Source organism: Acidovorax sp. BL-A-41-H1 (assembly GCF_051942715.1).
In genome coordinates this window covers 857369-881269 of sequence record NZ_JBPVJQ010000006.1, presented here as the reverse complement: position 1 = coordinate 881269, position 23901 = coordinate 857369, and the positions used below count along the sequence as shown (strand labels likewise).

The window sequence follows — 23901 nt, the reverse complement described above, 5'->3', positions numbered from 1 at the left end:
GCCATTCAAATAAAATGCAGCACATGAAGCTCGGCACACTCGATTTGCGCATTCTGGCCGAGCTGCAGGCCGATGGCTCCCTCTCCAACGTGGAACTCGCGCGGCGGGTGCACCTGTCGCCGTCGCCGTGCCTCGCGCGGGTGAAGGCGCTGGAGGCGGCGGGCGTCATCAGCCGCTACGTGGCGCTGGCCAGTGCGGCGGCGCTGGGCCTGGGGCTCAACGTGTTCATCAGCATCAGCCTCAAGACGCAGAGCAAGGAAGCCCTGGCCGACTTTGAACGCCGCATTGCCGAGCACGACGAGGTGATGGAGTGCTACCTGATGAGCGGCGACAGCGACTACCTGATCCGCGTGGCGGTGGCCGACATCGGGGCGCTGGAGCGTTTCATCTTGGAGCAGCTTTCACCTATACCGGGTGTGGAGAAAATCCGCTCCAGCTTTGCGCTTAAGCAGGTGCGCTACAAGACGGCGCTGCCCCTGCCTGGGGGCTGACGGGCGCGCTACCGCGGGGTGCGTGGGCGCGCGGCATCGGCCGGGGGGGGGGCCAGCACCGCGCTGTGCCCATCGCCGTCGCTGCTCAAGCTGAAACGCAGCGCACGGCTTCGACAGGTTCAGCGAGGGTCTGCCAACACGCCCGTCAAAACCGCATCAAAACGCAGGCGGCGTGGTCGACAACGCCTGCAGCCAGCTCACCGTGGCCGACAGCTCCGCAGGCCGGATTTCGTGCGCACCCGGGAATTCGCGGTACGTCACCGCCACGGGCAGCGGCGCCATGTGGTGCACGATGGCCTGCGCGTGCGCCAGCGGGATCACGTTGTCGTGCGTGCCGTGGCTCAGCCACAGCTGCTTGCCGCGCAGCGCATCGGCGGGGGCGGTCAGCGGCACCACCTGCGGCAGCAGGCGGCTGTGCCACACCATGGCGGCGTGCAGCAGTGCGGGCTGCGTCAGCAGCAGCGACAGCGCCATGATGCCGCCCTGGCTGAAGCCGCCCACCACCACCCGTTCGGGCGGAATGCCCAGCTGGTCTGACGCGGCCTGCACCGTTTGCGCCACCAGCGCGCGGCTCTGGGCTTCTTGCGCCTCGTTGATGGAGCGCTCGCCGTTGGGCTCAATCGAGAAGTCAAACCACGCGTGCGAGCCCGGCCCCATGCGGAACGGCGCGCGCAGGCTGACCACGTGAAAGTGCTCGGGCAGGTGCGGCGCCAGGCCAAACAGGTCCTGTTCGTTGCTGCCCACGCCGTGCATCAGCACCAGCAGCCAGGGGCGCGGGTAGTGGGGCGCAGCGGGGCGCTGCAAAAATGTGAGCGGAAGGTCAAGCATGGATAAGCGCCAGGGGCTGTTTTAAATGGATAAATGGCTGGCAGACCGTCAATGCGCCGCCTGCAGAGCAAACGCGTCCATCGACAGCATGCTGTACATCACCTCGCGGCTCAAGTAATTTGCGTGCAGGTCGTCACCGGCCGCGCCCAGCGCAAAGAAGATGGGCAAGAAGTGGTCTTCGGTCGGGTGCGCGCGCTGGGCGTGCGGGGCCTCTGTGCGGTAGTTCAGCAGCGCCTGCAGGTCGCCCCGCGCCAGGGCGGATTCGATCCAGCGACTGAACTCCAGCACATAGGGCGCAGGCTCGCGCGCGCCGCCAAAGAACTCGGCCAGGTTGTGCGTCATGCTGCCCGAGCCCACCACCAGCACGCCCTGGCTGCGCAGGCTGCGCAATGCGGCGCCCAAGGCATACACCTCGGCGGGGCCGGCCTGGGCGGGCAGCGCCACCTGCACTACGGGCACGTCGGCCTGCGGAACCAGGTGCATCAGCGGCACCCAGGCGCCGTGGTCAAACGGCCGGGCTGCATCGCCCTGTGCGGCCAGCCCGGCGGCATTGAGCAGCGCCAGCACCTCTTGCGCCAGTGCAGGCGAGCCCGGTGCCGGGTACTGCAGCTGGTACAGCGCGGGCGGAAACCCGCCAAAGTCGTGCCAGGTGGCGGGCTGCGGGCCGGTCATCACCAGCGGCGAACGCGCCATCCAGTGCGGTGACATCACGACGATGCCGCGCAACTGCGGAAACTGCTGGCGCAAGGCCGCGCCCCACTGCGTGAGCGCGGGGCCGGTGGTGCCGGCATCCAGCGCAAACAGCGGTGCGCCGTGGGAGACAAACAGGGCAGGCAGCGCCGCGCCGGGCGGCGGTGAAGCAAGGGGCTGGGCGGCTGTTGCGGCAATGGGGAGGCTCTGCAGGGCGGCTGTCATGGTGTGGGCTTTCCGTTCTTGGTTGGACTGTAGACCGAGCGCCGCCCCGCACCAAGCCCTGCGCCACCAACAGATCGTTCCACCCGTGATGTCAATCAAGCGCTATGCACGGGCTGCCCCCGGCTCAGGCACTGGGCACTGGGCACTGGGCACATTCGCCTGCCCCCGCCCGCACCCGTCGCCCGCCTGCGCGCAGCCGGCCTACCCGCCGTCGCGCACCCTGCTCCGCAGGGCCTTGGTCTCCGACCGCTGGGTCTTGCCCTCCAGCCGCCGCTGTTTGGATCCATACGTGGGCTTGGTGGCGCGGCGCACGCGGGGCGGCACGGCCACGGTGTTGACCAGTGCCGTCAGCCGCGCCAGCGCATCGGCGCGGTTTTGATCCTGGCTGCGGTACTGCTGCGCCTTGATGACGACCACGCCCTCTTGCGTGATGCGGCTATCGCGCAGGGCCAGCAGGCGCTCTTTCACATCTTCGGGCAGCGACGATGCCGCCACGTCAAACCGCAGGTGGACGGCGCTTGATACCTTGTTGACGTTCTGCCCGCCCGCCCCCTGCGCCCGCATGGCCGTGATCTCGACCTCGTCCTCGCGGATCTCCAGTGGCGGCGGGGTGAAGGTCATGGCAGCCGCCCCGGCAGTCGCAGGGCGCCAGTCAGCCTGGTCAAGCGGACGCTGCAGGCGGCTGCATCTGCGCCAGCCCGTCAATGGCCAGGCCGTAGCCCGCCACACCAAAGCCGCACATCACTGCCCGGGCGGCTGCGGCCATGTACGAGTGGTGGCGGAACGCCTCGCGCGCGTGTACGTTGCTGATGTGCAGCTCGATCAGCGTGATGCCCGTGCCCTTGACGGCATCGTGCAGCGCAATGCTGGTGTGGGTGTAAGCCCCCGCATTGATCACGGCACCGGCCAGCTGGCCCGCCGCGTGCAGGCGGCCCGCCTCGTGAATCCAGTCCACCAGCGCGCCTTCGTGGTTGCTCTGGTGAAACCGCAGCGCAAAGCCGTGGCGGGCGCACGCCTGGGCGCACAGCGTTTCCACATCGGCCAGGGTTTGCGCGCCGTACACCGCTGGCTCGCGCGTGCCCAGCAGGTTCAGGTTGGGGCCATTCAGGACAAAAACGGTTTTCACAGGCAAACGCTCCACGGCAGGGTGCCCGCCACGGCGGCGGGATGCGCGGAATTATCGGCCAGCCCTGCCACCACGCACGGTGGGCACCGCCCAAAGAAAAGCGGCCCCGAAGGGCCGCTGTAAAAGGCAGCCTGTGCAACGCTGCCTGTGAGCGACTTGCGCGCAATGAATTCAGGCGGTGGGCGTACCGGCAGGGGCACACCCATGCGGATCAGCGGTCCCAGTGACCGTGACCGCGACCGTGGTGGCGGTGCCCGTGACCATAGCCACCGTAGTACACCGGTGCCGGTGGTGCGTAATAAGCAGCGGGCGGTGCGTAGTACACCGGGCGGGGTGGCGCGTAGTACACGGGTGGCGGCGGCGCGTAGTAGATGGGCCGTGGGGCCACATACACCGGGGCCGGAGCGTAGTAGCCGCCATTGCTGGCCCCCACCACCACGCCGGGCACGCCAATGCCTACGGACCAGTTGACGTCACGGGCCTGGGCTGCGCCCGCACCGGCCAGCAGAGCCAGCGCCGCGCCAGCCGAAGCGGCCACGGCATAGATAGAACGGGTTTTCGTCATGAGATATCTCCTGTTTGAGCGAGGGCAGCCAGCCAGACGGACTCTCCTCACTGATGCATAACGCACGAGGTAGCAAAAAGGATGGCACAGGTTGCGCTTTACGTTGTGACTGAACGTACACACCCGTCCCACGGCACCCAGCCACGGCAGAACGCCCCCCTAAAATGGCCCGATGAGCACCCAAACCCCCGCCAACACCGCCGACAACGCCGCCGCAGCCGCCCCGGAAGCCACCAAGACCAGCAACTTCCTGCGACAAATCATTGAAGCCGACCTGGAAAAAGGCACCTACGCCAGCCGCCGTTGGGCCGGCACCCCGGGCGACGCCGCCCACCACGCTGCAGGCCAGCCCGACCCGGCCAAGATCCGCACCCGCTTCCCGCCCGAGCCCAACGGCTACCTACACGTGGGCCACGCCAAAAGCATCTGCATCAACTTCGGCCTGGCGCGCGACTACGGCGGCGTGTGCCACCTGCGCTTTGACGACACCAACCCCGAAAAAGAAGACACCGAATACGTCAACAGCATCATCGACGCGGTGAAATGGCTGGGCTTTGACTGGAACGGCAGCAAGGATGCCGCCCCCTACCAGGCCAGCGACTACTTCGACTTCATGTACCGCGCGGCCGAATACCTGATTGAAGCCGGGCATGCCTATGTGGACGAGCAGACGGTCGAGCAGATCCGCATCAACCGCGGCGACTTCAGCAAGCCCGGTGTGAACAGCCCGTTCCGCAGCCGCACCCCGGCCGAGAACCTGGCCAAATTCCGCGAGATGCGCGACGGCAAGCATGAAGACGGCAGCATGGTGCTGCGCGCCAAGATCGACATGGCCAGCCCCAACATCAATATGCGCGACCCGGCTATCTACCGCATACGCCGCGCCACGCACCACAACACGGGCGACACCTGGTGCATCTACCCCATGTACACCTACGCGCACCCCATCGAGGACGCGTTGGAGCAGATCACCCACAGCCTGTGCACGCTGGAGTTTGAAGACCAGCGCCCGTTTTACGACTGGCTGCTGGATCGCCTGACGGAAGGTGGCCTGCTGGCCGCCCCAGCCCCCCGCCAGTACGAATTTGCACGCCTGAACCTCACATATGTGATCACCAGCAAGCGCAAGCTGGCCCAGTTGGTGTACGACCATAAAGTCAGCGGCTGGGACGACCCCCGCATGCCCACCATCGTGGGCCTGCGCCGCCGCGGCTACACCCCCGCCGCCATCCAGACCTTTGCCGACCGCATCGGCGTGACCAAGTCCGACAGCTGGATCGACTACAGCACCTTGGAAGGCTGCCTGCGTGAAGACCTGGAGCTGAAGGCACACCGCGGCATGGCCGTGCTCAACCCCGTCAAGCTGGTGCTGACCAACTGGGACGACGTAATGGGCGCAGGCCACCTGGAGCCCTGCACCCTGCCCGCCCTGCCCCACCCCCCCGAGGGCGTGGAAAGCCCCGTGCGCCACTTCACCATCGGCAAGGAAGTCTGGATCGAACGCGAAGACTTTGAAGAAGTGCCGCCCAAGGGCTACAAGCGCCTCTTCCCCGGCAACAAGGTGCGCCTGAAGGGCGGCTACGTGATTGAGTGCACCGGCAGCTCCAAGGATGCGAACGGCAACATCACCGAAGTGCTGGCCACCGTGGTGCCCGACACCAAGAGCGGCACCCCAGGTGCTGACACCGTCAAGGTCAAAGCCGCCATCACCTGGGTGGGCGTGGCCGACGGCGTGAACGCCGAAGTGCGCATGTACGACCGCCTGTTCCTGGACGCCCACCCCGACGCGGGCGGCAAGGACTTCATTGAAAGCCTGAACCCGAACAGCCTGAAGGTGGTGACTGCCATCGTGGAGCCGTCATTGGCCAATGCGCAGCCGGATGACAAGTTTCAATTTGAGCGGCACGGGTACTTTGTGGCGGATCGTATTGACCACAAGGCGGAGAAGCCGGTGTTTAACTTGGCTGTGGGATTGAAGGATTCTTGGGGGAAGTGATTGTTATGCCGCGGTCAGACTTAACAGTAGCTTCTCCGCGACGGCCATTCACCCGACAAGTTATCACCAGGATCGCAACCCGCATCGAGTTAGGCGCGACCCAAACACCATCTTGATACGCAACTCTAAGCCATGCTGCAAAACCATCCCGGAGAAACGGAGTCACCCGTTTCCAACGACTGGAGCCCACCCCAAGCCTCCTTGAGGCTCACCGGCGGCGAACGGGCCTTGGCGCATGGCACGTTCAGCCTGAGCTTGCTCACTTTGGGTCCCGCAGTGATTGGCACAGGCATCGTTTCGGAAGCCAAAGGGCCGTTTCCTGCAGGGTGGATGATCGTGGGCGCGCTGGCACTGGTGGGCATCCTGTGCCTGGCAATTACTGCGCTCATGCTCTACAAAGGCGCCACCCGCCGAGTCAAGGAGCAGCTAACCTACTACCAAATCTCGGGGATATCTGGCCGTTACCCAGAAACCCATAGAGAAGCATTGCAGCTTGACGGCGTCAACGCAGTAGGCAATTGGAGCGAAACGCTGGAAAACTGGCCCTGCGAGGTTCGCATGAACCGATCATTGGCGACCTTCAAATCCTTCTCCTTGTGCAGCGTCGATGAAGCCAAGACTGCGCTTGATGAAGACTGGGGGGTGCTCACGCGCGAGGGCTACGACCAAACGGTCAGATCGCTGATGGAAGGCCTGCACACTCGACAATTCCTGCACGAGTCGCTCAGTGGTCATCGACAGTCGATGTTCCAGCGGCTATCGGCACTCACCGGCCTTGCCGCAAACGATATTGAAGCGCTGGTGTCGTCGCCCACCAATGCCCACAGTCCTACACAGCTGATTTGGGCTTGGGACTGGTGGCGCGTGATTCCACTATCACGCAACGCGTTCATGGCAGGACTGATTCCGGAAGAGGTTGCCTGGGAAAACATTCTGACCGTGAGCAGTTGGACCCATGCTCTATTTGACAGCTTGCCCGCCTATCACCGCAACCTTCGGGTCGGCCACGCATTTTGGAGCAACAACTACGCCATGGGACAGGCGCGCAAGACCGTCTTGGACACGTTCGAAAACAGCTCGCTACCGATACGGAAGGTGAAATGGCGAAGCATTGACAGCGGCTTATTGCCGAGATACGTCTTGGACGGACTGGCAGAGGAACGTGACGACGAGCATCACGGTTCGCACGGACTCCTGAACTGAGAACAACAGTATCGGGTGGGATCTTGCCTTTTGTCTTTGTTGACGACTTGAGGCAGATGTAGTCAGCAAGCCACAGCGCTCTGTTTCATGGGGATATACATCAATGGCTAAATTTCTTTCGACAACAGGCACCAACTACCACCTTGAAGAATTAATCAAGAGTGCTTCAGATCGCCTGATTCTGATCAGCCCCTTCCTCAAGCTCAACGACCGGATGAAGGAACTGCTGGCCGATAAAAACCGCCTGAAAATCGACGTCCGCATCGTCTATGGCAAAAGCGAGTTGCAGCCGCAAGAGATTGAATGGCTGGCGGCCTGACCTACATTCGCACCAGCTTCTGCAAGAACCTGAACCGCCCCGGGTTTCGCGGAGGCTGTTTGGTTTAAGTGCTCATGCCACTGCAGCTGATTGCTCGACGAGTTGGCGGTAGTAGTTTGCCTCAGCTTCAGCAGGCGGGATGTAGCCCAGCGGCCCCATCAGACGATGGTTGTTGAACCACGAGACCCACGTCAGCGTGGCGAGCTCGACTGCCTCGCGGGTCTTCCAAGTCCGTCGGTGGATCACCTGGGCCTTGTACAGGCCGTTGATCGTCTCGGCCAGGGCGTTGTCGTAGCTGTCGCCTTTGCTGCCCACAGACGGCTCGACCCCTGCCTCTGCCAAGCGTTCCGAGTACCGAATCGAAACGTACTGCGAGCCGCGATCCGAGTGGTGAATGAGGCTGCTGTCGCGCTCGGGTTGCCGCTCGTACAGCGCTTGCTCCAGAGCATCGAGAACGAAGTCCGTGGTCATCGATGTGCTCACGCGCCAGCCCACGATGCGCCTGGCGAAGACGTCAACGACGAATGCCACATAGAGCCAGCCCTGCCAGGTAGAGACATAGGTGAAGTCCGAGACCCACAGCTGGTTCGGCCGCTGTGCATGGAACTGCCGATTCACCTTGTCCAGCGGGCACAGTGCCTTACGGTCACTGATGGTCGTGCGAATCACCTTACCGCGTCTGACACCCTGCAGCCCCATTCGCTTCATCAGGCGCTCGACCGTGCACCGAGCAACGACCTCGCCCTCGCGGTTCAGCTGCATCCACACCTTGTCGGCGCCGTAGACCTGCAAGTTGGCGTTCCACACCCGCTCGATGGTCGGCATCAACACCGCATCGCGCCGGGCCCTGTGGCTGAGCAGGCCGGTGTCGCGCAACCGGGCTGCATGCCTGCGATAGGCCGACGGGGCGATCTGCAGCAGCCTGCACATCGGCTCGACCCCGTGGACTTCGCGGTGTTCGTCCACGAACCGGTACATCACTTCAACCGGCGGTCGAGCTCCGCCTGGGCGAAAAACGCGCTGGCCAGCTTCAATATCTCGTTGGCCCGGCGCAATTCTTTGACCTCGCGTTCCAGCTCCTTGACCCGTTGGGCTTCGGCCGTGGTGACACCTTCTCGCGTACCTGCATCAACTTCGGCGCGTTTGACCCATTCGTTCAGTGTCTGTGGCACGCAGCCAATCTTGGCGGCGATGGACTCGATGGCGGCCCACAGTGAAGGGTACTCCCCGCGCTGCTCCTGCACCATCCTCACTGCGCGCTCACGCACCTCAGGCGAGAACTTGTTCGTCTTCTTCATGGCTCAATCCTCTCAGAGTGTTGAGCCTCCTCGAAACCCGGGGCGATTCAACCTGCATGCCAAGTGCTACATGAACGAAGAGATGTGCATCATCACCAGCCTGAATCTGTACGAATTCAGCCAGGTGAACAACAACGAGATGGGCATCCTTATTCAGCGCAGCGACGACGGGCAGCTCTACAAAGATGCTTATGAAGAGGCGCAGCGCATCATCCGTATCAGCGATGAGGTGCGCATTTCTCTGGAGCGTGTGGCCAGCAGCGAGCCCGAACCTGCGGCAACGCCTCTTACGGAAGCCTCTGGCCCCGACAGCGAAACAGCCGCCGGCGACAAGATTCCGTCGTCCAAGCTGGCTCAGAAGTTCGGGCTCAAAACGGCACAACTGCTGGACCGGGCCACCGAACTGGGCTATCTGTCGCAGCAAGGGGACAAACACGCGCTCACGGCGAAGGGCGAGCAGGCGGGTGTGGAGTTTGTCGCCAAGTCCCGTTTTGGCCCTTACTTTCTGTGGCCGCAGGATCTGGCCTTGGGCTGAACCGCGGCGAAACGGGATCGCGTCTTGCGGCAACCTCGTCGGGCGGCGAGCACGCGCAGCACGTTTGGAGCCCATCGGCAAACTCAGCATTAGGCGGCGGATATCCTTGTGCGATGCAGCCTCAAAACGTCCTCCACTTCTGGTTCACCGAGCTAACCCCTCAGCAGCACTTCGCCAAAGACGCAGCCCTGGACGAATTCATCCGCGCCCGTTTCGGCCCCACGCTGGAGGCCGCTACCCGCTGCGAACTGTTCGCTTGGCGCTCCACTCCAGAAGGCCGGCTGGCAGAAATCCTGGTGCTGGACCAGTTCTCGCGCAATGTGTGGCGCGACACGCCCGGCGCCTTTGCGCAAGACGCGCTGGCCCTGGCCCTGGCGCAAGAACTGGTGGCCAGCGGGCAGGACCGCAGCCTGCCCACGGCGCAGCGCGTGTTTGCCTACATGCCGTACATGCACAGCGAATCTGCCGTAATCCACGAGCAGGCGCTCACGCTGTTTGCGCAGCCGGGCATGGAAAACAACCTCGACTTCGAGCACCGGCACAAGGCCATCATCGACCGCTTTGGCCGCTACCCGCACCGCAACGCCGTGCTGGGCCGCGCATCCACGCCCGAGGAGCTGGCGTTTTTGAGCGAGCCTGGGTCGTCGTTCTGAGCGGCACGTCCAAGCAGCTACAAACTTCATAGCTGCCCGTCCATACAAATAAAGCCACAGGCCGAAATAGCCGTGTTTCGAGTGCTCGATTAAACTGCGCCCATGCATCCCGCCATTGCCCAACACCGCCCAGGTATTGCCGCCATTTGCCAGCGCTACGGCATTCGGCGGCTAGAGGTATTTGGGTCGGCTGCGAGCGCGAGTGACTTTGACCCGGTCCGCAGCGACGCCGATTTTTTGGTGGAGTTTGCGCCGGGGGTTGAGCCTGGGCTCCATGCGATTTTTGGTGCCAAAGCCGACTTGGAAGCCCTGCTTGGTCGGGGCGTGGACCTGGTGGAGCCGGGCGCGGTCCGTAACCCCTATGTCCTGGACAGCATCAACCGCCACCGCGAGGCCGTTTATGCAGCGTGACACACCCCAGGCCGGGTCGTCGCTGTTCACTCCCACCTTCGCCCACGTAGCACCCGGCCCGCTGGCTGGCCCCTTGCAGCTGCTGCCCGTCAACGCCGGAGTGGTGTCGGTGCACACGGCCGATGGCGCGCATGTGGGCTCGCTCAAGCAGGTGGGCGGGGTGTGGAAGTTCAAGGCCATGGGCTACGACGCTGCCGGCCGCATGGAGCCGGGCCACGGGCCGCTGACGGATCAGCACAACATGGCGTTTGCCGCGCTGGATGCGGCCGAGGTGAGTGCGCGGCTGCTGGGGGCGTTGGGCGGCGACCTGCTGGCGGGCTGACGACACCACTAGCCAGCCGTTTTTTTGTCGTCTGTCGTACTGCAAAGACTGCCCGTCGACGGGACGGTTGGCAGGGTCAGGTTTGACAGAGAAACATGCAGCACCGCTAAACTCAAAGGCATGCGCCCCTCACTCGCCCTCAGCCAACACCGCGATGCTGTTTTTCAGGCAGCTGCGCGTTATCGGGTGGCCAACCCGAGGGTGTTTGGCTCCGCTTCGCGGGGTGACGATCAGGAAGGTAGCGATCTGGACTTGCTGGTGGAGACCTTGCCCGGCACTACGCTGCTGGATCTGGGTGGCCTGCAAGACGAACTGCAGGAGTTGCTGGGCGTGTCGGTAGATGTGCTCACACTGAATGACTTGCCCGCCAAGTTCCGTGACGCTGTAGCGCGCGAAGCCAAACCGCTATGAACGCAAGCAGGCTGCCAGATTACCTGGATCACATGCGGCAAGCCATTGCCGACGCGCAGTCTTTTGTGGATGGCATGGCGCAGGCCGACTTCATGCAGGACAAGCGCACCCAGCAGGCAGTGGTGATGAGCCTGATTGTTCTGGGCGAAGCCGCCACCAAGGTGATGGATCAGCAAGCTGCCTTTGCGGCTGAACACAGCCAGATACCGTGGCGCAGCATGCGAGGCATGCGTAACCGCATTGCCCATGGCTACTTTGACATCAACCTGGAAGTAGTCTGGGACACCGTTCAAACGGCGTTGCCAATGCTGAAATCACAGCTCGACGCACTGCCGCCCACCTGAGCAAGCTTGCCGGAGATGACCAGCCCGGCTGCGCAAGTGCTGCCCAGGCTCATCCTTTCAAGCGATGCTGGTCCCCATTGGCATCGAACCCGACGGGCGATTTGCCCCGCACACAAAATCCACCGCCGCACACACCGCCGCCACCTGCGCGGCAATGCACTGCTCGGGCGTGGCGCGGGGGCTGTCGGGGTACACCTCGGTGGTGGTGGTGTAGCGCGCGCCGGTCGCGCTGGCGCACAGGCCCCAGGCGGCCAGCTGGTAGCGGATGACGCCGGGCTCGGTCATCGGGCTGCCAATGATTTCGTTGTTGGCGTCGGGCGGGGCAATGTGGGTGACCTGGGCCACGGCCTGCAGCACGGCGTGCTGGAAGGCGGGCTGGGGGTTGTCGGTGTCGTCCACCAGATAGAAGCCGTCCGGAATGCTGCCGGGCTCAAACGCCTTGCCGTCGCGCGCGGCCACGGCGGGGCGGTATTCAGATTCGTCGGTGTCGGTGGTTTCGTGCAGGTCGATGTGGGCGGCAAACTGGCCTTGCAGGGGTGCGATCAGCGCCAGCAGCGCGGCGGCCTCTTGCACGTTGGTGCCGGGGCGGAAGCTGCGGTTGGGGTCGATGGCGTCGTGGTTCCAGCGCTGGATGCGCTCCCAGCCCCAGGGGCTGACGCAGGGGGCCACCAGCCAGTTCACGCGGTCGGCATAGCGCTGGCCGTGCTCTTGCACAAAGCGCAGCGCGCCCAGCACGCCGCTGGTTTCGTAGCCGTGCACGCCGCCGGTAATGAGGATGGTGGGGCGGCCTGCGGCCCACTGGCGCGGGCGGATGCATTGCAGGGCGTAGCGGTCTTCGCCATAGGCCACTTCGCCGTAGCTGCGCACGTCAAAGCGATCGCGCAGCGCATCGACCACGGCCAGCACGTCGTGCGCATAGCTGCGCTGGCGCACCTGGCGGGCGCGCCACTGGGCCAGCTCGGCCTGGCCCCAGGGCTGGCCGGGGGTGCCGATGGGGTACGAAGCGGGGGGAAAGGCCGATGCGGGCGCAGTGACGGGGGCGGGGGCCGTAGAGGTCATGGTGTGCGGTGGCTGGATCAGAAAGTGCCGGACAAGGTGCATAGGGCGTAGGCGCCAAGGCACGGATTGTGCAGGGCCTGGTGGCGTGGGTGGCAGGGGCCGTAATGCGCGGATCGCCTGACGCGCCAAAGCGCCAGCCACCGGGGCAACGACAGCCGCGCACGGCACACGGCCGCCCGCACCACCCACTGGCCCATTGCCCTGCCCTGCCGGGCCTTTGCGCCGCCCGCCTATGATCCGGCCCGGCTGCGCGCACGGGTCTGCTTGTGCAGCGCGGCCTTCAATACACAACAAGGGATGTCATGGACAAGATTCTTTCGGGCATGGGCTCGCTGCTGTACCGCATGCGGTTCACCATGCTGTTTTTCTACGTGGGGCTGGTGGCCATCATCTTTGGCATCCTGGGCAAGTTCCTGATGGAAACCTTCAAGCTCATGCAGACGCTGCTGCTGGGCGACCTGGAGAAGATCGAGCTGATCATCAAGGTGCTGGAACTGGTGGACATGACCATGGTGGCCCAGCTGGTGTGGGTGGTGGCGCTGGCGGGGGTGTCGCTGTTTGTGACCACCGGGCACTTTGACAAGAGCGACATGAAAAAGCCCGACTGGCTGGACCATGTGAACACCTATAACCTCAAGCTCAAGCTGGCGTTTGCCATCATTTCGATCTCGGGCGTGCACGCGCTCAAGACGTACCTGAGCGGTGATTTGTCGATGGAGAGCGTGACAGTGGTGACGTACATCGCCATCATCCACTTCACGTTCGTGCTGTCGGCCATCGGCATATCGTTTGCCGAGCGCCTGACGCGCGAGAAGCCGCACGAGGGGCACTGAGCCCCACGGCACCCCACCCCACCGCATGGCCCGCCGCCCACACCACCACGTCTATGTCGTCGAGCTGTCGAAAGACGTGCTGCTGGAGCCGCGCTTTCGCAAGTGCAACCCGGGCTACATCGACGGCAAACCCTGCGTGTACGTGGGCATGACCGGGCTGGACCCTGATGTGCGGTTTGACAAGCACAAGGCGGGCATCCAGGCCAACCGGTACGTTACGCAGTACGGCCTGCGGCTGCTGCCCGACCTTTACGAGGGCTTCAACCCCATGCGCTACGAAGACGCGGTAGACCGCGAGATCGAGATCGGTATCGACCTGCGCTCGGCCGGATTCGGGGTGTGGCAGGCTTGAGGGCGTAGCGCACACCCTGAAGTACACGCAAAGCCAAACGCTATTATTTCAGTAGCATTGAGTGCAAATAAATCTTGGGCTACAGCCTGTTTTCATTCAAAAATCGCTTCCCATGCAGTTTTCAGACCGACTCCAGCAGCTCCCATCCGCCAGCCACCTTGCCGCCCTGCACCTGCTGGGCGCCGATGGCCAGCTGCTGGCCACCATCGAGAACAAGCCCGGCCAGACGGGCTCGATGGTGGTGTATGCCGCACTGGCCGCGCTGTACGGCGGGCGCATCACGCCACAGGCCGCCACCCTGGGGCTGGAGTGGTATGCCGAGCATGTGGCCGATGCGCAGGCCCACCCGGGCAAGCACCCCAACATCGACCGGCTGCTCGGCTGGGCGCACGGCAGCGTGAGCTTTGCGGTGCGGGCCGTGGCGGCCTGACGCGCTGGCGGGGCCACACGTCTAAAACAAGCGGCAAGCCAGCCCTTGCGGCACGCCCGGTAACAACCTGGTGTTGCGCACAGCACGGGGCAGCGCATATCGTGGCGGTCCCGTATGCAGCCGGCTCTGCCACGCAAGCCGGTCGCAAACTCGCTGCCACCCCTGCCACGCCAGCCGCGCGTGTCCACCAAGGAAGGCAAACGCATGACCAGCACCGCATCCACCCCCGGCACCGTCACCCTGCACCGCGTGCTGCGCGCCCCGCCCGAGCGCGTGTACCGCGCCTTTCTCGACCCCGACGCCATGGCCAAGTGGCTGCCGCCGCACGGTTTTACCGGCCGCGTGATCAGCATGGATGCACGCGTGGGCGGCAGCTACCGCATGCAGTTCACCAACCTGGGCACGGGCGGCACCCATGTGTTTGGCGGCACGTATGTAGAGCTGGTGCCCGGCGAGCGCATCGTCAACACCGACCGGTTTGACGACCCCAACCTGCCCGGCGAAATGCGGAACACCGTCACGCTGAAGGCCGTGGCGGTGGGCACCGAGCTGACGGTGGTGCAAAGCGGCATACCGGCCGTGATACCCACTGAGGCGTGCTACCTGGGCTGGCAGGAGTCGCTGCAACTGCTGGCGCTGCTGGTGGAGCCAGATATTCCGGGCTGACGCGGGCTGGGGCTGCGTGTGCCCCACCGCAGTGCACTTGCAAGTGGTCGGGCGTGTGGGCACACCCTGCGGCGCAGTGGCAAACAGGCATCACGCATGGCCTGCGCAAAACCGTCACGCCACTGGGTTACCCTGCGCGTCTTGATTGAAACGCACCAAGGAATCACAGCATGAAGCAACTCACCATCACCATCCAGCTGCAAATGACCGTCCCTGACGACTGGGAAGTGCAGGAAACCTCTGAAGGCACGCCGGTCATCCGCATGGGCGAAGGCAAGTTCCTGGACATGGCCGTAGAGCCCCTGTTTGCCACCGACCCCGAAGACATGTGGAGCAGCACCGACGACGAAGCAGCGCTCGAAGAGATCATGGAGATGGTCGAAAGCGAGGAAGTGACGTACGAGCTGCAGCCAGAGGCCGAGTAGGCGGCGCCACGCGTTTTCCGCGCGCTGGCCGCGCGGCGCAGGGGCCTGTACCGCCGCAGTGCATCGCCCTTGCCCATACCGCGCGCTGACCGGCGCTGTGGCACAAAGCAATTGCCTTGCGATGCCTGCATGGTATTTGCTATTCAATACATAGCATCAGGGCATTATTCCTGCTGGGCTTGGGCCCAGTTTGACTCAAAGCTGCGAGCGCAGCAGCCCTGACAGACGCTCGGCCAGCTTTTCCGTCCACGGGCGGTCCAGCCAGGCCTCGTACGTCACGCGTTCCGACTGCCTGATGTCGGCCTCGAACACCTTGGTCTGCCGCTTGGCAAAGCCCGCGTCGTACACGTTGAGGTTGGCCTCGTCGTTCAGCCGGAACGAGCGGTTGTCGAAATTGGTGGATCCCACCGATACCAGCAGGTCGTCCACGATCAACACCTTGCAGTGGTACATGGTGTGGCGGTATTCATAAATCTCGGCGCCGGCCTGCAGCAGCTGGCCCCAGGTGCCGCGCGATGCTGCCTTCACGGTTTCGGTGTCGGTGTGTTCGCCGGGGGTGATGATGCGCAGCCGCACGCCGCGGCCCAGTGCGTCCATCAGCAATTTGAGCGTGAGGTCATCGGGCACAAAGTACGCGGCCGACAGGTCGATGCTGCGGTCGGCCGCGGTGGTGGCCAGGTGGTACATCAGCTGCATGCTCTCGCTGCCGCTGGATGGCGAGCTGGAAAACATCTGCGCCTTTTGTGTGCCCACGGGCGGGGTCTGCGCCAGCGGCGGAAAGTACAGGTCGCCGTGCAGCACCTTGCCGGTGACCTTGAGCCAGTTGTCCAGAAACGTGGCCTGCATCTGCGCCACCACGGGGCCGCGCACCAGGTAGTGCGAGTCGCGCCAGTGGTCGGGGTCCTGCGCGTTGCCCGTCCACTCGGGCGCTATGCCCACGCCGCCGGTAAAGCCCACCTGCCCGTCCACCACCAGCAGCTTGCGGTGGGTGCGGTTGTTCAGCCGCGCCAGGTTGTACCAGTGGGGTTTGTGGAATTTTTCGATCTGCACGCCCGATGCGCGCATCTCGTTGAGGTAGCTTTCTTCCATCTTGGCCGTGCCCACCCAGTCCAGCAGCACATGCACCTTCACGCCCGCACGCGCGCGCTCGCTCAGCGCATCGGAAAAGGCCTTGCCGATGTCGCCCGACCAGTAGATGTACGTCTCGAACGTGATGGTCTTTTGCGCGGCCTTGATGGCCGCCAGCATGGGCGGAAAGATCTGGTCGCCGTTGAGCAGCTCGGTCACTTCGTTGCCATCCACCAGCGGGGGGCCCAGCAGGCTGCCCAGTGCGCGTTCAAACTGCGGGTCGGCCGTGGAATACAGGCGCGGGAGCTGCTTTTGCACCTTCTTCTCACCGGCAGTGAAGTTCAGGGCCACCAGGCCCAGCACCACGGTGAGGACCACGGTCAGTACAACGATGAGCCAGCGCGAACGGCCGAGTTTTGGCATGGCGCGATTGTGGTGGGCCGCATGAGGGGGGCATGTAGGCAAACGCCGCCACTGTTGAGCTTGCGCCTGCGCCGAAGACGCGCCTTTCGCGCCGCTGCGGGCGTGCAGGCCGGGGCCTTGAGAAGTGCAGCGCATTGCCGATACGCGCTGTTGCCAATGGGTGGCCTTGCGTACGCGGGGCGCAAGGTACAGTCGCTCCCGCAGCGCCCCCCCGGCTACCGGCCTTGCAGTGCGCACCGCCTCCATTCGCATCCTATTCGCCTCTCTTCCGCAAGCAATTCGCCCTCTGCCGCACGATGCCCACCCTGCCCCTTACACCGCCACCTGCTTCTTCCCCTGCCCCCCTTGCCGAGGCAGAACACGCGGGTCACCGCGCCACCGTATCCCGCCGCGCGGCGCTGGCGGCGGCAGGCGCTTGGTTGGCACTGCCCGGCGCGGCCTGGGCTGCCAAGGCGGCGGCTGCAGTGCCCTCTGCCGCCCCCGGCGTGTGGCCGCAGGCGCTGCAGGTGCCCGGCGGCGTGGCGCGCCTGTCGCTCGGCCCGGCGGCCAGTCGGCCCGTGGTGCAGGTACGCCAGGGCGATGCTGATGTACCGGTGCTGGTAACGGGCGATGCCATCGAGTGGACGGCCGTGGTGGGCATTGCGCTGGCGGCGGTGCCGGGCGATGCCCACATCACCGTGCAGCCCACCGCAGCAGGCGCAGCGGTGCGCACGGTGCCCTTCAGCATTGCCGCCAAGCGTTATGCCGAGCAGCAGCTCAAGGTGTCGCCACGCACGGTAGACCTGTCACCCGAAGACCAGGCGCGCTACGAGCGCGAACGCGACCACCAGGCCGTGGTGATGGCCACCTTCAGCGAGCGGCCTGCGGGTGTGGCGCTGCCATCGCTGCAGATGCGCGTGCCGGTGCCCGGGCGTCGCTCCAGTTCGTTCGGGCTGCGCCGCGTGTTCAACGGGCAGCCGCGCAATCCGCACAGCGGCATGGACATTGCCGCCGCCACCGGTACGCCCGTGGTGGCCCCGCTGCCGGCCCGCGTGATCGACGTGGGCGACTACTTCTTCAATGGCGGCACGGTGTGGCTGGACCACGGCCAGGGCCTGCTCAGCATGTACTGCCACCTGAGCCGCATGGACGTGCAGGTGGGTGATGTGCTGCAGGCGGGCGATGCCTTCTGCAAGGTGGGCGCCACCGGCCGCGTGACCGGCCCGCACCTGCACTGGGGCGTGATGCTCAACCGCACCATGGTCGACCCGGCGCTGTTTGTACCTGCCTGACGGTGGCCCCGTGCCAAGGGGCTGCATTTTTGAAAGCCCCAGTCGATCTACATTTGATGCTGCCCGGCACAGGCGCTGCGGGCGCGCTCTTCTTTCGGCCTGACATCTGATCCCATGACCTCCCGCCTGATCCGCTTCAACAAACCCTATGGCGTGCTCAGCCAGTTCACGCCCGAAGGCAAATGGCAGGGCCTCAAGGACTACATCGACCTGCCCGGCGTGTACGTGGCCGGCCGGCTGGACGCGGACAGCGAAGGCCTGCTGCTGCTGACCAGCGACGGCAAGGAGCAAGCCCGGATTGCCGACCCGCGCTTCAAGATGGAGAAGACCTACTGGGTGCAGGTGGAAGGCATTCCGGATGAAGCTGCCCTGGCAACGCTGCGCAGCGGCGTGGTGCTGAACGACGGCCCCACCCTGCCCGCCCGCGCACGCCTGCTGGACCCCGCGCCCGATGTGTGGCCGCGCAACCCGCCCATCCGCGAGCGCAAGGCCATCCCCACCGCCTGGATCGAACTCGTCATCCGCGAAGGGCGCAACCGCCAGGTGCGGCGCATGACGGCGGCGGTGGGCTACCCCACACTGCGGCTCATCCGCGCAGCCATCGGGCCGTACACGCTGGACGGGCTGGCGCCGGGCACCTGGGCCGCGTGACGGACCGGGGCAGCAAGCGCATGCCGAGCCCTGATGGTTGCAGCATGGCTGCACCACACTGCTGCCAATACGGTGTCAGCAGGTGATGCGTACAGTGCGCCGCTTCGCATCTACCCACGGCGCACCGGCCCATGACCACCCAGTTCTACGGCGCATCCAGCCTCGACGGCTTCATCGCCACACCCGACCACGACCTCGGCTGGCTGCTGCAGTTCGGAGACATCGACGGCTCCAGCTACCCCGCCTTCATCCGCGAAGTGGGGGCGCTGGCCATGGGCTCGCACACTTACGAGTGGATGCTGAAACACGCCATCGACGCCGGGCAGCCCTGGCCCTACACCGCGCCGACATGGGTGTTCAGCACGCGTACCCTGCGCGCTGTGGACTGCGCCGATGTGCGCTTTGTGCGCGGTGATGTGCAGCCGGTGCACACGGCCATGCTGCAGGCCGCCGCGGGCCGCAATGTGTGGATTGTGGGCGGGGGTGACCTGGTGGGGCAGTTTCATGACGCCGGGCTGCTCGATGAACTCATCGTGCAGATTGCGCCGGTGACGCTGGGTACCGGCACACCATTGCTGCCGCGGCGCATCACGCAGCCGCCCTTGCGACTGAAGTCCGTCACGATGCTGGGTAGCGTGTTTGCCGAAATGCGCTATGACGTCCCGCGCAAGGCTGACACCTGAGCACACGCGGCCAGTGAACCGCCCGCCGCCTGAGCACGCTTCAGGCACCCCAGGCCTGCCCGGTCACTGGGCCTCGTCAATCACCAGGTAGCGTTTGACGAGGTCAAAGAAGTTCTCGTAGAACGTGTCCTTGGTCACGGTGGCGCTACCCACCTTGACCAGCGAATCGCTGCTGGCCGCAAACGGCAGCGACACCGACCCGATGGCGCCCACGCCCACACTGGCCGAGTTGTTGGTCTTGCGCAGGGCATAGGTATCTTGCAGCGCGGTCACAAAGCCCAGGCTCACCTTGCCCTCGTTGGCCTCGGGCACGCACACCACGCGCACGGTCATCTGCAGGTGCGATTCGGCATCGGGCTGAAAGCTCTTCTTGCCCTCCACCAGATCTGTACTCTGCGCCGCAATGATGTAGCCCTGGCTGAGCAGGGCGCGGCGCGAGGCCTCGCAGGTCTGGGCGGGTGTGGCGTCAAAAAGGCGCGAGAACGTGGTGGCGGAATTGAAGTTTTCCTGCACTTCAAATGTGCGCGGCCCGCTGGTGGCCACGCAGCCCGAGAGCATCACCAGGGCAGCGCCCGTGAAGGCGACCAGCCCGGTCAGCCTTGCGCGGGTCCACCGTCCCGTGGCGGCCACCGGCTCACGGGCTGTGCGGGGGTGCGATGCAGATGGCAGAAGGCTGTAGCGACGGGTCATCGGGTCCTTTGATCGGGCGGCAGATGGGGCAGCCAATGGAAACACTGGTGGCACGGGTGCGCAGCGCGACGCTGCACGCCATTCAGACGGTGACCGGCTGAAACGGTTCCCAACGGTGTCATTCTAGGCAGCGCGAATGCCCATACGGTGCACCCAATGCGTATGCAGCGTGGATGTGTATGCACGGTGTTGCGCACGGGCCCGCCATTGGTTTTTGCACGCGCCACGGATGCACGGGGCGCCCGTGAGCCGCAGCTAAACTGGGCCGCGTGGCACCGGGCGCACGAGCACTGCCAGCCACCTCATCACGGCCTGGGCAGTTCACCGGAAAAGATTGTTTCAGCCGGTTGCATTCAGTTCCCATGGCCTGGCTGTGGCGTATCTTCACATCCCATTTCTTCACCGTTTGATAACCCGTGCCACTGGCCTCCTTGCTCTGCCTCGTCGTCGCCATCCATGACGGCGATACCCTCACCGCGCGCTGTGGCAGCCCCGCCAGCTACCAGCAGGTGCGGCTGCGCGTAGCGGCCATCGACGCACCCGAATCGCGCCAGGCTTTCGGCCAGAAGTCGCGCCAGCACCTGGCGCAGCTGTGCTTTCGCCAGCAGGCCACGCTGCAGCCGGTGGAGAAAGACAAGTACGGCCGCACCGTGGCCCATGTGCGCTGCGCCGGCACCGACGTGGCCGCCGCCCAGGTCGGCGCGGGCATGGCCTGGGTGTATGTGCCCTATGCGGCAGACCGGCCGGGGCTGACGGCCCTTCAGGACCGCGCAAAAGCGCAGCGCACGGGGCTGTGGTCTCAGCCGCGGCCGCAGGCGCCGTGGACCTACCGGCACAGGCACCTGCGGTAGGCACACGCGGCAGTGCGGCCGTCGCGCTGGCAGGCGCTGAACCCTGTGCCGCAGCGCCAGCGCGCTCGCGCACAAGCCGGTAGCATCCAGGGTCAGCATCACGCGCATCACCCGCACATCCCATAGCGCTCCGCGGCCGGTGCGTCCCCTGCATTTCACACCGGCAGCGCGCCGCGATTTCCCTCTGCCCATGCCTGCCCACCCGCCTTCTGCGCCCGGCGCTGATACAGCTTCCCACCCCGCCGGCACGCAGCCCCCGGCCAGCGTTTACCGCCACACCGCGTTCCTGGCCTTTCTGGTCGCCCGCGTGGTGGCCGTGGTCGCCACGCAGGTGCAGGCGGTGGTGGTGGCCTGGCAGGTGTACGACCTCACGCGCAACCCGCTGTCGCTGGCGTATGCGGGCCTGGCGCAGTTTCTGCCCATGCTGTGCCTGCTGTTGCCTGCAGGTGATTTGATCGACCGCTTTGACCGCCGTCGCATCCTGGGCATGGCGTGGTCGGTGGGCGCGGTGTGCAGCGCGCTGCTGTGGTGGCTCACGGGGCATGGCAGCAGCGGGGTGGCGGGCATCTACGCGGTGCTGGTGCTGTATGGCTGCGCCCGGGCGTTCTCGGGCCCGGCGATGCAGAGCCTGCTGCCGCAGATCGTGCCGCGCGCGCAGCTGGCGCAGGCCATTGCCGCCAACAGCATGCTGATGCGGGTGGCCAGCATTGGCGGGCCGCTGCTGGGCGGCGTGCTGTATGCGCTGGGCGGTGGCGAGCTGACCTATGCCGTGTGCTGCGCCTGCTTTGTGCTGGGGGCGTTGCTGCTGCTGCGCGTGGTGGTGGCCCATGCGGGCACGCGGGCGCCTGCGCAGGGGACGATGTTTGAGCGGTTTGGCGCGGGCATTGCGTTCATCCGCTCGCGGCCCATCATCCTGGGCACGATCTCGCTGGACCTGTTTGCCGTGCTGCTGGGCGGCGTGGTGGCACTGCTGCCGATTTATGCGCAAGAGGTGCTGCATGTGGGCCCGGCGGGCCTGGGCGCGCTGCGCAGCGCGATGGCCGTGGGCGAGGTGGGCGCAGGGCTGTACCTGAGCATGCGGCCCTTCAACCGCCAGGTGGGGCGCACCATGTTCATCGCGGTGGCCATCTTCGGCATGGCCAACCTGGTGTTTGCGCTGTCTACCGCATTCTGGCTGTCGTTTGCGGCGCTGATGGTGGCAGGCGCGGCCGACATGGTGAGCGTGTACATCCGCGGGGCGCTGGTGCAGTTCTCCACACCGGATGACATGCGCGGGCGGGTGAACGCGGTGAACATGCTGTTCATCGGCTCGTCGAATGAACTGGGCGAGTTCCGCGCGGGCACCAGCGCGGCGTGGCTCGGCGCCGTGCCCGCTGCGGTGGCCGGCGGCCTGTGCACGCTGGCCGTGGTGGGCGGGTGGATGGCGGCCTTTCGCCCGCTGCTGCGGGTGGACCGGTTCGAGGAGGCCGTGCCTCCTTCTGGGCGAAACTGAGCCTCAGGCGTTGAAGGTGCCGCTGAGCAGCTCGGGCAGCCGCTCGACCTTCATCTTGAAACCGCAGGCCTGTGCGTGGCCGCCGCCGCCCATGCTTTCGGCCAGCGCGATGCAGTCGAAGTTGCGCTGGGCACGCAAGCCCACTTTCACGCCCTTGGCACCTGCGCTCCACATCAGCGCAAAGGTACCGGTCTTGGCCGACAGGATGTCGCCCACCAGGCTGTGGAACATGCCGGGCGCGTTCACCATCAGCCCCGTAATGCCGTTAAACACCAGGGGCTGCGCGCCCTCGGCAATGTCGGCCGCGAGCTTGCGGTACTTCTCGTCCATGGCCGCGCCGCGCGCCATGAACTGCTCCATCTGCGCGGGCGTGAAGCTGGCAATGTCGCGCCAGCGGTCAAAGGTCTGCGGTTCCATGTCCAGCGCCGACAGGAAGCCCGCGCTCTCGGCAAACTCCCACTTCCAGATGTCGCGGTCTTCCACGTATTGCAAGAGCGGCGGCACGGGCGTGTGGGGCAGGAAGAACTCCCACGCCAGGCGCGCGCCCGACTTGTTCATGTCGAAGTGCACCACGCCGCAGCGGCAGGCAAAGCCGGTGAGCTTTTCGGCCGCGCTCTTGTGGTGGTCCAGCATCACCAGTTTGGCGGCGCGCTCGTCCAGCGCGGCCATGATCTCGTTGGCGAACGAAAAGTCCAGGATGTACACCGCCCGGCCGCGCACATCAGGCAGGTCGTCGATGCTGGCAACGTCGCCGTGGTCCAGGCCCAGGTACTCGGCGGTGTCGCCGTAAAAAAGCCAGGCGGCCAGGGCGGCACCAAAGCCGTCGGGGCAGCCGCGGCCGTGGTACAGGATCAGGGGCGCGGGGTCGTTCTTGTCGGGGGCAACCAGCAGTTGCAGGGGAAGAATGGTCTGTTTCATGCCCCCCGATTGTCGCGCGGCGGGACCATGGGGCCTGACCAAAGACCCGAGCCGACAGCGGAACCTATCGCGCCGCGTGCCGTCCACCCTGTATCTCCACAGCGTTGCGCCGCATTGCCTGCCCCGCACATCCACCCATGCTCAAGACCCTCAAGGACCTGTTCGACAGCTTGACCCAACCCTCCCCCACCGAGAACGCCGCCCAGCGCGCCCACGCCGTACAGCTGGCCGCGGCCGTGCTGCTGGTGGAGGTGGTGCGCTTTGACGGCAAGGCCGATGAGGCCGAGCGCGCCGCCATGGTGAATGCCCTGCGCAGCCGCTTTGCGCTGACCGACGACGAGGTCGCTGGCCTGCTGGAGCTGGCCCACACCACATCGCAGACCGCCTACGACTACCAGCGCTTCACCGGCAGCCTGAACGACCATTTCACGCAACCCGAAAAAATCAGCCTGGTGGAGGCCATGTGGCAAGTGGCCTATGCCGACTCCTACCTGGATGCCAACGAGAACCACACCATCAGCAAGGTGGCGGGCCTGCTGCATGTGACGCATGGCGAGTACATCGCCGCGAAATTGCGAGCGAAGCAGTAACCCCCCCCTGAGTCGCCTTCGGCGCCATCCCCCCCGAGGGGGACGCCGCCCGTGCGGCGGGGCGGCCCTTGCACGGCGGCCG

General features: G+C 65.3%; 31 protein-coding genes and 1 other annotated feature. Of the genes, 21 read left to right on the top strand and 10 right to left on the bottom strand.

The features are described from left to right. Window positions 1-23 precede the first annotated feature (23 nt). A complete protein-coding gene (locus ACTPOI_RS17285) occupies window positions 24-491 on the top strand; it encodes an Lrp/AsnC family transcriptional regulator (RefSeq protein ID WP_440111003.1) in 468 nt (155 codons plus the stop codon). Window positions 492-647: 156 nt separating this feature from the next. On the opposite strand, the gene ACTPOI_RS17280 is transcribed toward ACTPOI_RS17285, so the two are convergent. From ACTPOI_RS17280 to ACTPOI_RS17260, 5 genes are all read right to left on the bottom strand, one after another. After that, window positions 648-1319 carry an alpha/beta hydrolase gene (locus ACTPOI_RS17280; RefSeq protein WP_440111001.1) on the bottom strand — a complete coding sequence of 224 codons (672 nt, stop codon included), beginning with the start codon at window positions 1317-1319 and terminating at the stop codon, window positions 648-650. A 48-nt stretch (window positions 1320-1367) separates the two neighbouring features. Beyond that, complete coding sequence (locus ACTPOI_RS17275; protein WP_440110999.1) at window positions 1368-2234, bottom strand: DODA-type extradiol aromatic ring-opening family dioxygenase; 867 nt, start codon at window positions 2232-2234, stop codon at window positions 1368-1370. 201 nt (window positions 2235-2435) lie between these two features. Further along, window positions 2436-2855: an alternative ribosome rescue aminoacyl-tRNA hydrolase ArfB gene (arfB, locus tag ACTPOI_RS17270; protein WP_440110997.1), complete on the bottom strand. Its 420-nt coding sequence runs from the start codon at window positions 2853-2855 to the stop codon at window positions 2436-2438. Between the two features lie 40 nt (window positions 2856-2895). Further along, window positions 2896-3366 carry a type II 3-dehydroquinate dehydratase gene (aroQ, locus tag ACTPOI_RS17265; protein WP_440112658.1) on the bottom strand — a complete coding sequence of 157 codons (471 nt, stop codon included), beginning with the start codon at window positions 3364-3366 and terminating at the stop codon, window positions 2896-2898. A gap of 205 nt (window positions 3367-3571) precedes the next feature. Next, complete coding sequence (locus ACTPOI_RS17260) at window positions 3572-3925, bottom strand: hypothetical protein (RefSeq protein ID WP_440110995.1); 354 nt, start codon at window positions 3923-3925, stop codon at window positions 3572-3574. A 172-nt stretch (window positions 3926-4097) separates the two neighbouring features. Here ACTPOI_RS17260 and ACTPOI_RS17255 point away from each other — a divergent pair, with 172 nt between their 5' ends. The 3 genes from ACTPOI_RS17255 to ACTPOI_RS17245 all read left to right on the top strand — a co-directional run bounded on the left by ACTPOI_RS17255 (window position 4098) and on the right by ACTPOI_RS17245 (window position 7443). Next, a complete protein-coding gene (locus ACTPOI_RS17255; RefSeq protein WP_440110993.1) occupies window positions 4098-5921 on the top strand; it encodes a glutamine--tRNA ligase/YqeY domain fusion protein in 1824 nt (607 codons plus the stop codon). 132 nt (window positions 5922-6053) lie between these two features. Then, the gene (locus ACTPOI_RS17250; RefSeq protein WP_440110991.1) at window positions 6054-7124 is read left to right on the top strand and encodes a DUF1266 domain-containing protein; all 1071 of its coding nucleotides are present in this window, start codon (window positions 6054-6056) and stop codon (window positions 7122-7124) included. Window positions 7125-7227: 103 nt separating this feature from the next. Beyond that, a complete protein-coding gene (locus tag ACTPOI_RS17245) occupies window positions 7228-7443 on the top strand; it encodes a hypothetical protein (RefSeq protein WP_440110989.1) in 216 nt (71 codons plus the stop codon). 72 nt (window positions 7444-7515) lie between these two features. Here ACTPOI_RS17245 and ACTPOI_RS17240 read toward each other — a convergent pair. Then, a protein-coding gene (locus tag ACTPOI_RS17240) for an IS3 family transposase (protein WP_440110987.1) occupies window positions 7516-8741 on the bottom strand; the annotation gives its coding sequence in 2 pieces (ribosomal slippage) (window positions 7516-8453 and window positions 8453-8741; 1227 coding nt in all). Beyond that, window positions 8347-8463: a sequence feature (AL1L pseudoknot), on the bottom strand. Its footprint overlaps the gene before it by 117 nt. Before the next feature lie 70 nt (window positions 8742-8811). Here ACTPOI_RS17240 and ACTPOI_RS17235 point away from each other — a divergent pair. The 6 genes from ACTPOI_RS17235 to ACTPOI_RS17210 all read left to right on the top strand — a co-directional run bounded on the left by ACTPOI_RS17235 (window position 8812) and on the right by ACTPOI_RS17210 (window position 11417). Next, window positions 8812-9276 carry a hypothetical protein gene (locus ACTPOI_RS17235; protein ID WP_440110985.1) on the top strand — a complete coding sequence of 155 codons (465 nt, stop codon included), beginning with the start codon at window positions 8812-8814 and terminating at the stop codon, window positions 9274-9276. Window positions 9277-9389: 113 nt separating this feature from the next. Continuing rightward, complete coding sequence (locus ACTPOI_RS17230) at window positions 9390-9929, top strand: DUF924 family protein (protein WP_440110983.1); 540 nt, start codon at window positions 9390-9392, stop codon at window positions 9927-9929. A 102-nt stretch (window positions 9930-10031) separates the two neighbouring features. Further along, the gene (locus ACTPOI_RS17225) at window positions 10032-10340 is read left to right on the top strand and encodes a nucleotidyltransferase family protein (protein ID WP_440110981.1); all 309 of its coding nucleotides are present in this window, start codon (window positions 10032-10034) and stop codon (window positions 10338-10340) included. After that, window positions 10330-10662, top strand: coding sequence for a hypothetical protein (locus tag ACTPOI_RS17220; protein WP_440110979.1), 333 nt, complete (start codon window positions 10330-10332; stop codon window positions 10660-10662). The genes ACTPOI_RS17225 and ACTPOI_RS17220 overlap by 11 nt, the downstream gene beginning before the upstream one ends. Window positions 10663-10782: 120 nt before the next feature. Next, complete coding sequence (locus ACTPOI_RS17215; RefSeq protein ID WP_440110977.1) at window positions 10783-11073, top strand: nucleotidyltransferase family protein; 291 nt, start codon at window positions 10783-10785, stop codon at window positions 11071-11073. Continuing rightward, the gene (locus ACTPOI_RS17210) at window positions 11070-11417 is read left to right on the top strand and encodes a HepT-like ribonuclease domain-containing protein (RefSeq protein WP_440110975.1); all 348 of its coding nucleotides are present in this window, start codon (window positions 11070-11072) and stop codon (window positions 11415-11417) included. The genes ACTPOI_RS17215 and ACTPOI_RS17210 overlap by 4 nt, the downstream gene beginning before the upstream one ends. 57 nt (window positions 11418-11474) lie before the next feature. On the opposite strand, the gene ACTPOI_RS17205 is transcribed toward ACTPOI_RS17210, so the two are convergent. After that, window positions 11475-12476, bottom strand: a complete 1002-nt coding sequence (locus ACTPOI_RS17205) for a M14 family metallopeptidase (protein WP_440110973.1) — start codon at window positions 12474-12476, stop codon at window positions 11475-11477. 302 nt (window positions 12477-12778) lie between these two features. Here ACTPOI_RS17205 and ACTPOI_RS17200 point away from each other — a divergent pair, with 302 nt between their 5' ends. The 5 genes from ACTPOI_RS17200 to ACTPOI_RS17180 all read left to right on the top strand — a co-directional run bounded on the left by ACTPOI_RS17200 (window position 12779) and on the right by ACTPOI_RS17180 (window position 15182). Continuing rightward, on the top strand, window positions 12779-13309 hold the full coding sequence (locus ACTPOI_RS17200) for a YqhA family protein (protein WP_440110971.1): 531 nt from the start codon (window positions 12779-12781) through the stop codon (window positions 13307-13309). A 25-nt stretch (window positions 13310-13334) separates the two neighbouring features. Then, window positions 13335-13661 (top strand): hypothetical protein, encoded by a 327-nt coding sequence (locus ACTPOI_RS17195; protein ID WP_069103212.1) that lies wholly within the window; start codon window positions 13335-13337, stop codon window positions 13659-13661. Window positions 13662-13773: 112 nt separating this feature from the next. Beyond that, window positions 13774-14091 carry a DUF2322 family protein gene (locus ACTPOI_RS17190; RefSeq protein WP_440110969.1) on the top strand — a complete coding sequence of 106 codons (318 nt, stop codon included), beginning with the start codon at window positions 13774-13776 and terminating at the stop codon, window positions 14089-14091. A gap of 204 nt (window positions 14092-14295) precedes the next feature. Continuing rightward, on the top strand, window positions 14296-14757 hold the full coding sequence (locus ACTPOI_RS17185) for an SRPBCC family protein (protein WP_440110967.1): 462 nt from the start codon (window positions 14296-14298) through the stop codon (window positions 14755-14757). 170 nt (window positions 14758-14927) lie between these two features. Next, a complete protein-coding gene (locus ACTPOI_RS17180) occupies window positions 14928-15182 on the top strand; it encodes a hypothetical protein (protein ID WP_440110965.1) in 255 nt (84 codons plus the stop codon). 195 nt (window positions 15183-15377) lie between these two features. Here ACTPOI_RS17180 and ACTPOI_RS17175 read toward each other — a convergent pair whose 3' ends face one another. Then, on the bottom strand, window positions 15378-16673 hold the full coding sequence (locus tag ACTPOI_RS17175; protein WP_440110964.1) for a phospholipase D-like domain-containing protein: 1296 nt from the start codon (window positions 16671-16673) through the stop codon (window positions 15378-15380). Window positions 16674-16969: 296 nt separating this feature from the next. Between ACTPOI_RS17175 and ACTPOI_RS17170 the strand changes: the two genes are divergently transcribed. The 3 genes from ACTPOI_RS17170 (at window position 16970) to ACTPOI_RS17160 (ending at window position 19278) form a co-directional block, all read left to right on the top strand. Next, the gene (locus tag ACTPOI_RS17170) at window positions 16970-17944 is read left to right on the top strand and encodes a peptidoglycan DD-metalloendopeptidase family protein (protein WP_440110962.1); all 975 of its coding nucleotides are present in this window, start codon (window positions 16970-16972) and stop codon (window positions 17942-17944) included. A 114-nt stretch (window positions 17945-18058) separates the two neighbouring features. Beyond that, the gene (locus ACTPOI_RS17165; RefSeq protein ID WP_440110960.1) at window positions 18059-18595 is read left to right on the top strand and encodes a pseudouridine synthase; all 537 of its coding nucleotides are present in this window, start codon (window positions 18059-18061) and stop codon (window positions 18593-18595) included. Between the two features lie 131 nt (window positions 18596-18726). Further along, the gene (locus ACTPOI_RS17160; protein WP_440110958.1) at window positions 18727-19278 is read left to right on the top strand and encodes a dihydrofolate reductase family protein; all 552 of its coding nucleotides are present in this window, start codon (window positions 18727-18729) and stop codon (window positions 19276-19278) included. 63 nt (window positions 19279-19341) lie between these two features. On the opposite strand, the gene ACTPOI_RS17155 is transcribed toward ACTPOI_RS17160, so the two are convergent. Continuing rightward, entirely contained in the window at window positions 19342-19836 is a 495-nt protein-coding gene (locus ACTPOI_RS17155) for a DUF2242 domain-containing protein (RefSeq protein ID WP_440112656.1), read from the bottom strand. 563 nt (window positions 19837-20399) lie between these two features. Here ACTPOI_RS17155 and ACTPOI_RS17150 point away from each other — a divergent pair. Beyond that, window positions 20400-20819 carry a thermonuclease family protein gene (locus ACTPOI_RS17150; protein WP_440110956.1) on the top strand — a complete coding sequence of 140 codons (420 nt, stop codon included), beginning with the start codon at window positions 20400-20402 and terminating at the stop codon, window positions 20817-20819. Between the two features lie 190 nt (window positions 20820-21009). Next, window positions 21010-22311, top strand: coding sequence for an MFS transporter (locus tag ACTPOI_RS17145; protein ID WP_440110954.1), 1302 nt, complete (start codon window positions 21010-21012; stop codon window positions 22309-22311). A gap of 3 nt (window positions 22312-22314) precedes the next feature. Here the strand turns inward: ACTPOI_RS17145 and ACTPOI_RS17140 are convergent, their stop codons facing one another. Then, window positions 22315-23229 (bottom strand): DHH family phosphoesterase, encoded by a 915-nt coding sequence (locus ACTPOI_RS17140; protein ID WP_440110952.1) that lies wholly within the window; start codon window positions 23227-23229, stop codon window positions 22315-22317. Window positions 23230-23366: 137 nt separating this feature from the next. Here ACTPOI_RS17140 and ACTPOI_RS17135 point away from each other — a divergent pair, with 137 nt between their 5' ends. Further along, the gene (locus ACTPOI_RS17135) at window positions 23367-23819 is read left to right on the top strand and encodes a TerB family tellurite resistance protein (RefSeq protein ID WP_440110950.1); all 453 of its coding nucleotides are present in this window, start codon (window positions 23367-23369) and stop codon (window positions 23817-23819) included. Window positions 23820-23901: the final 82 nt, after the last annotated feature.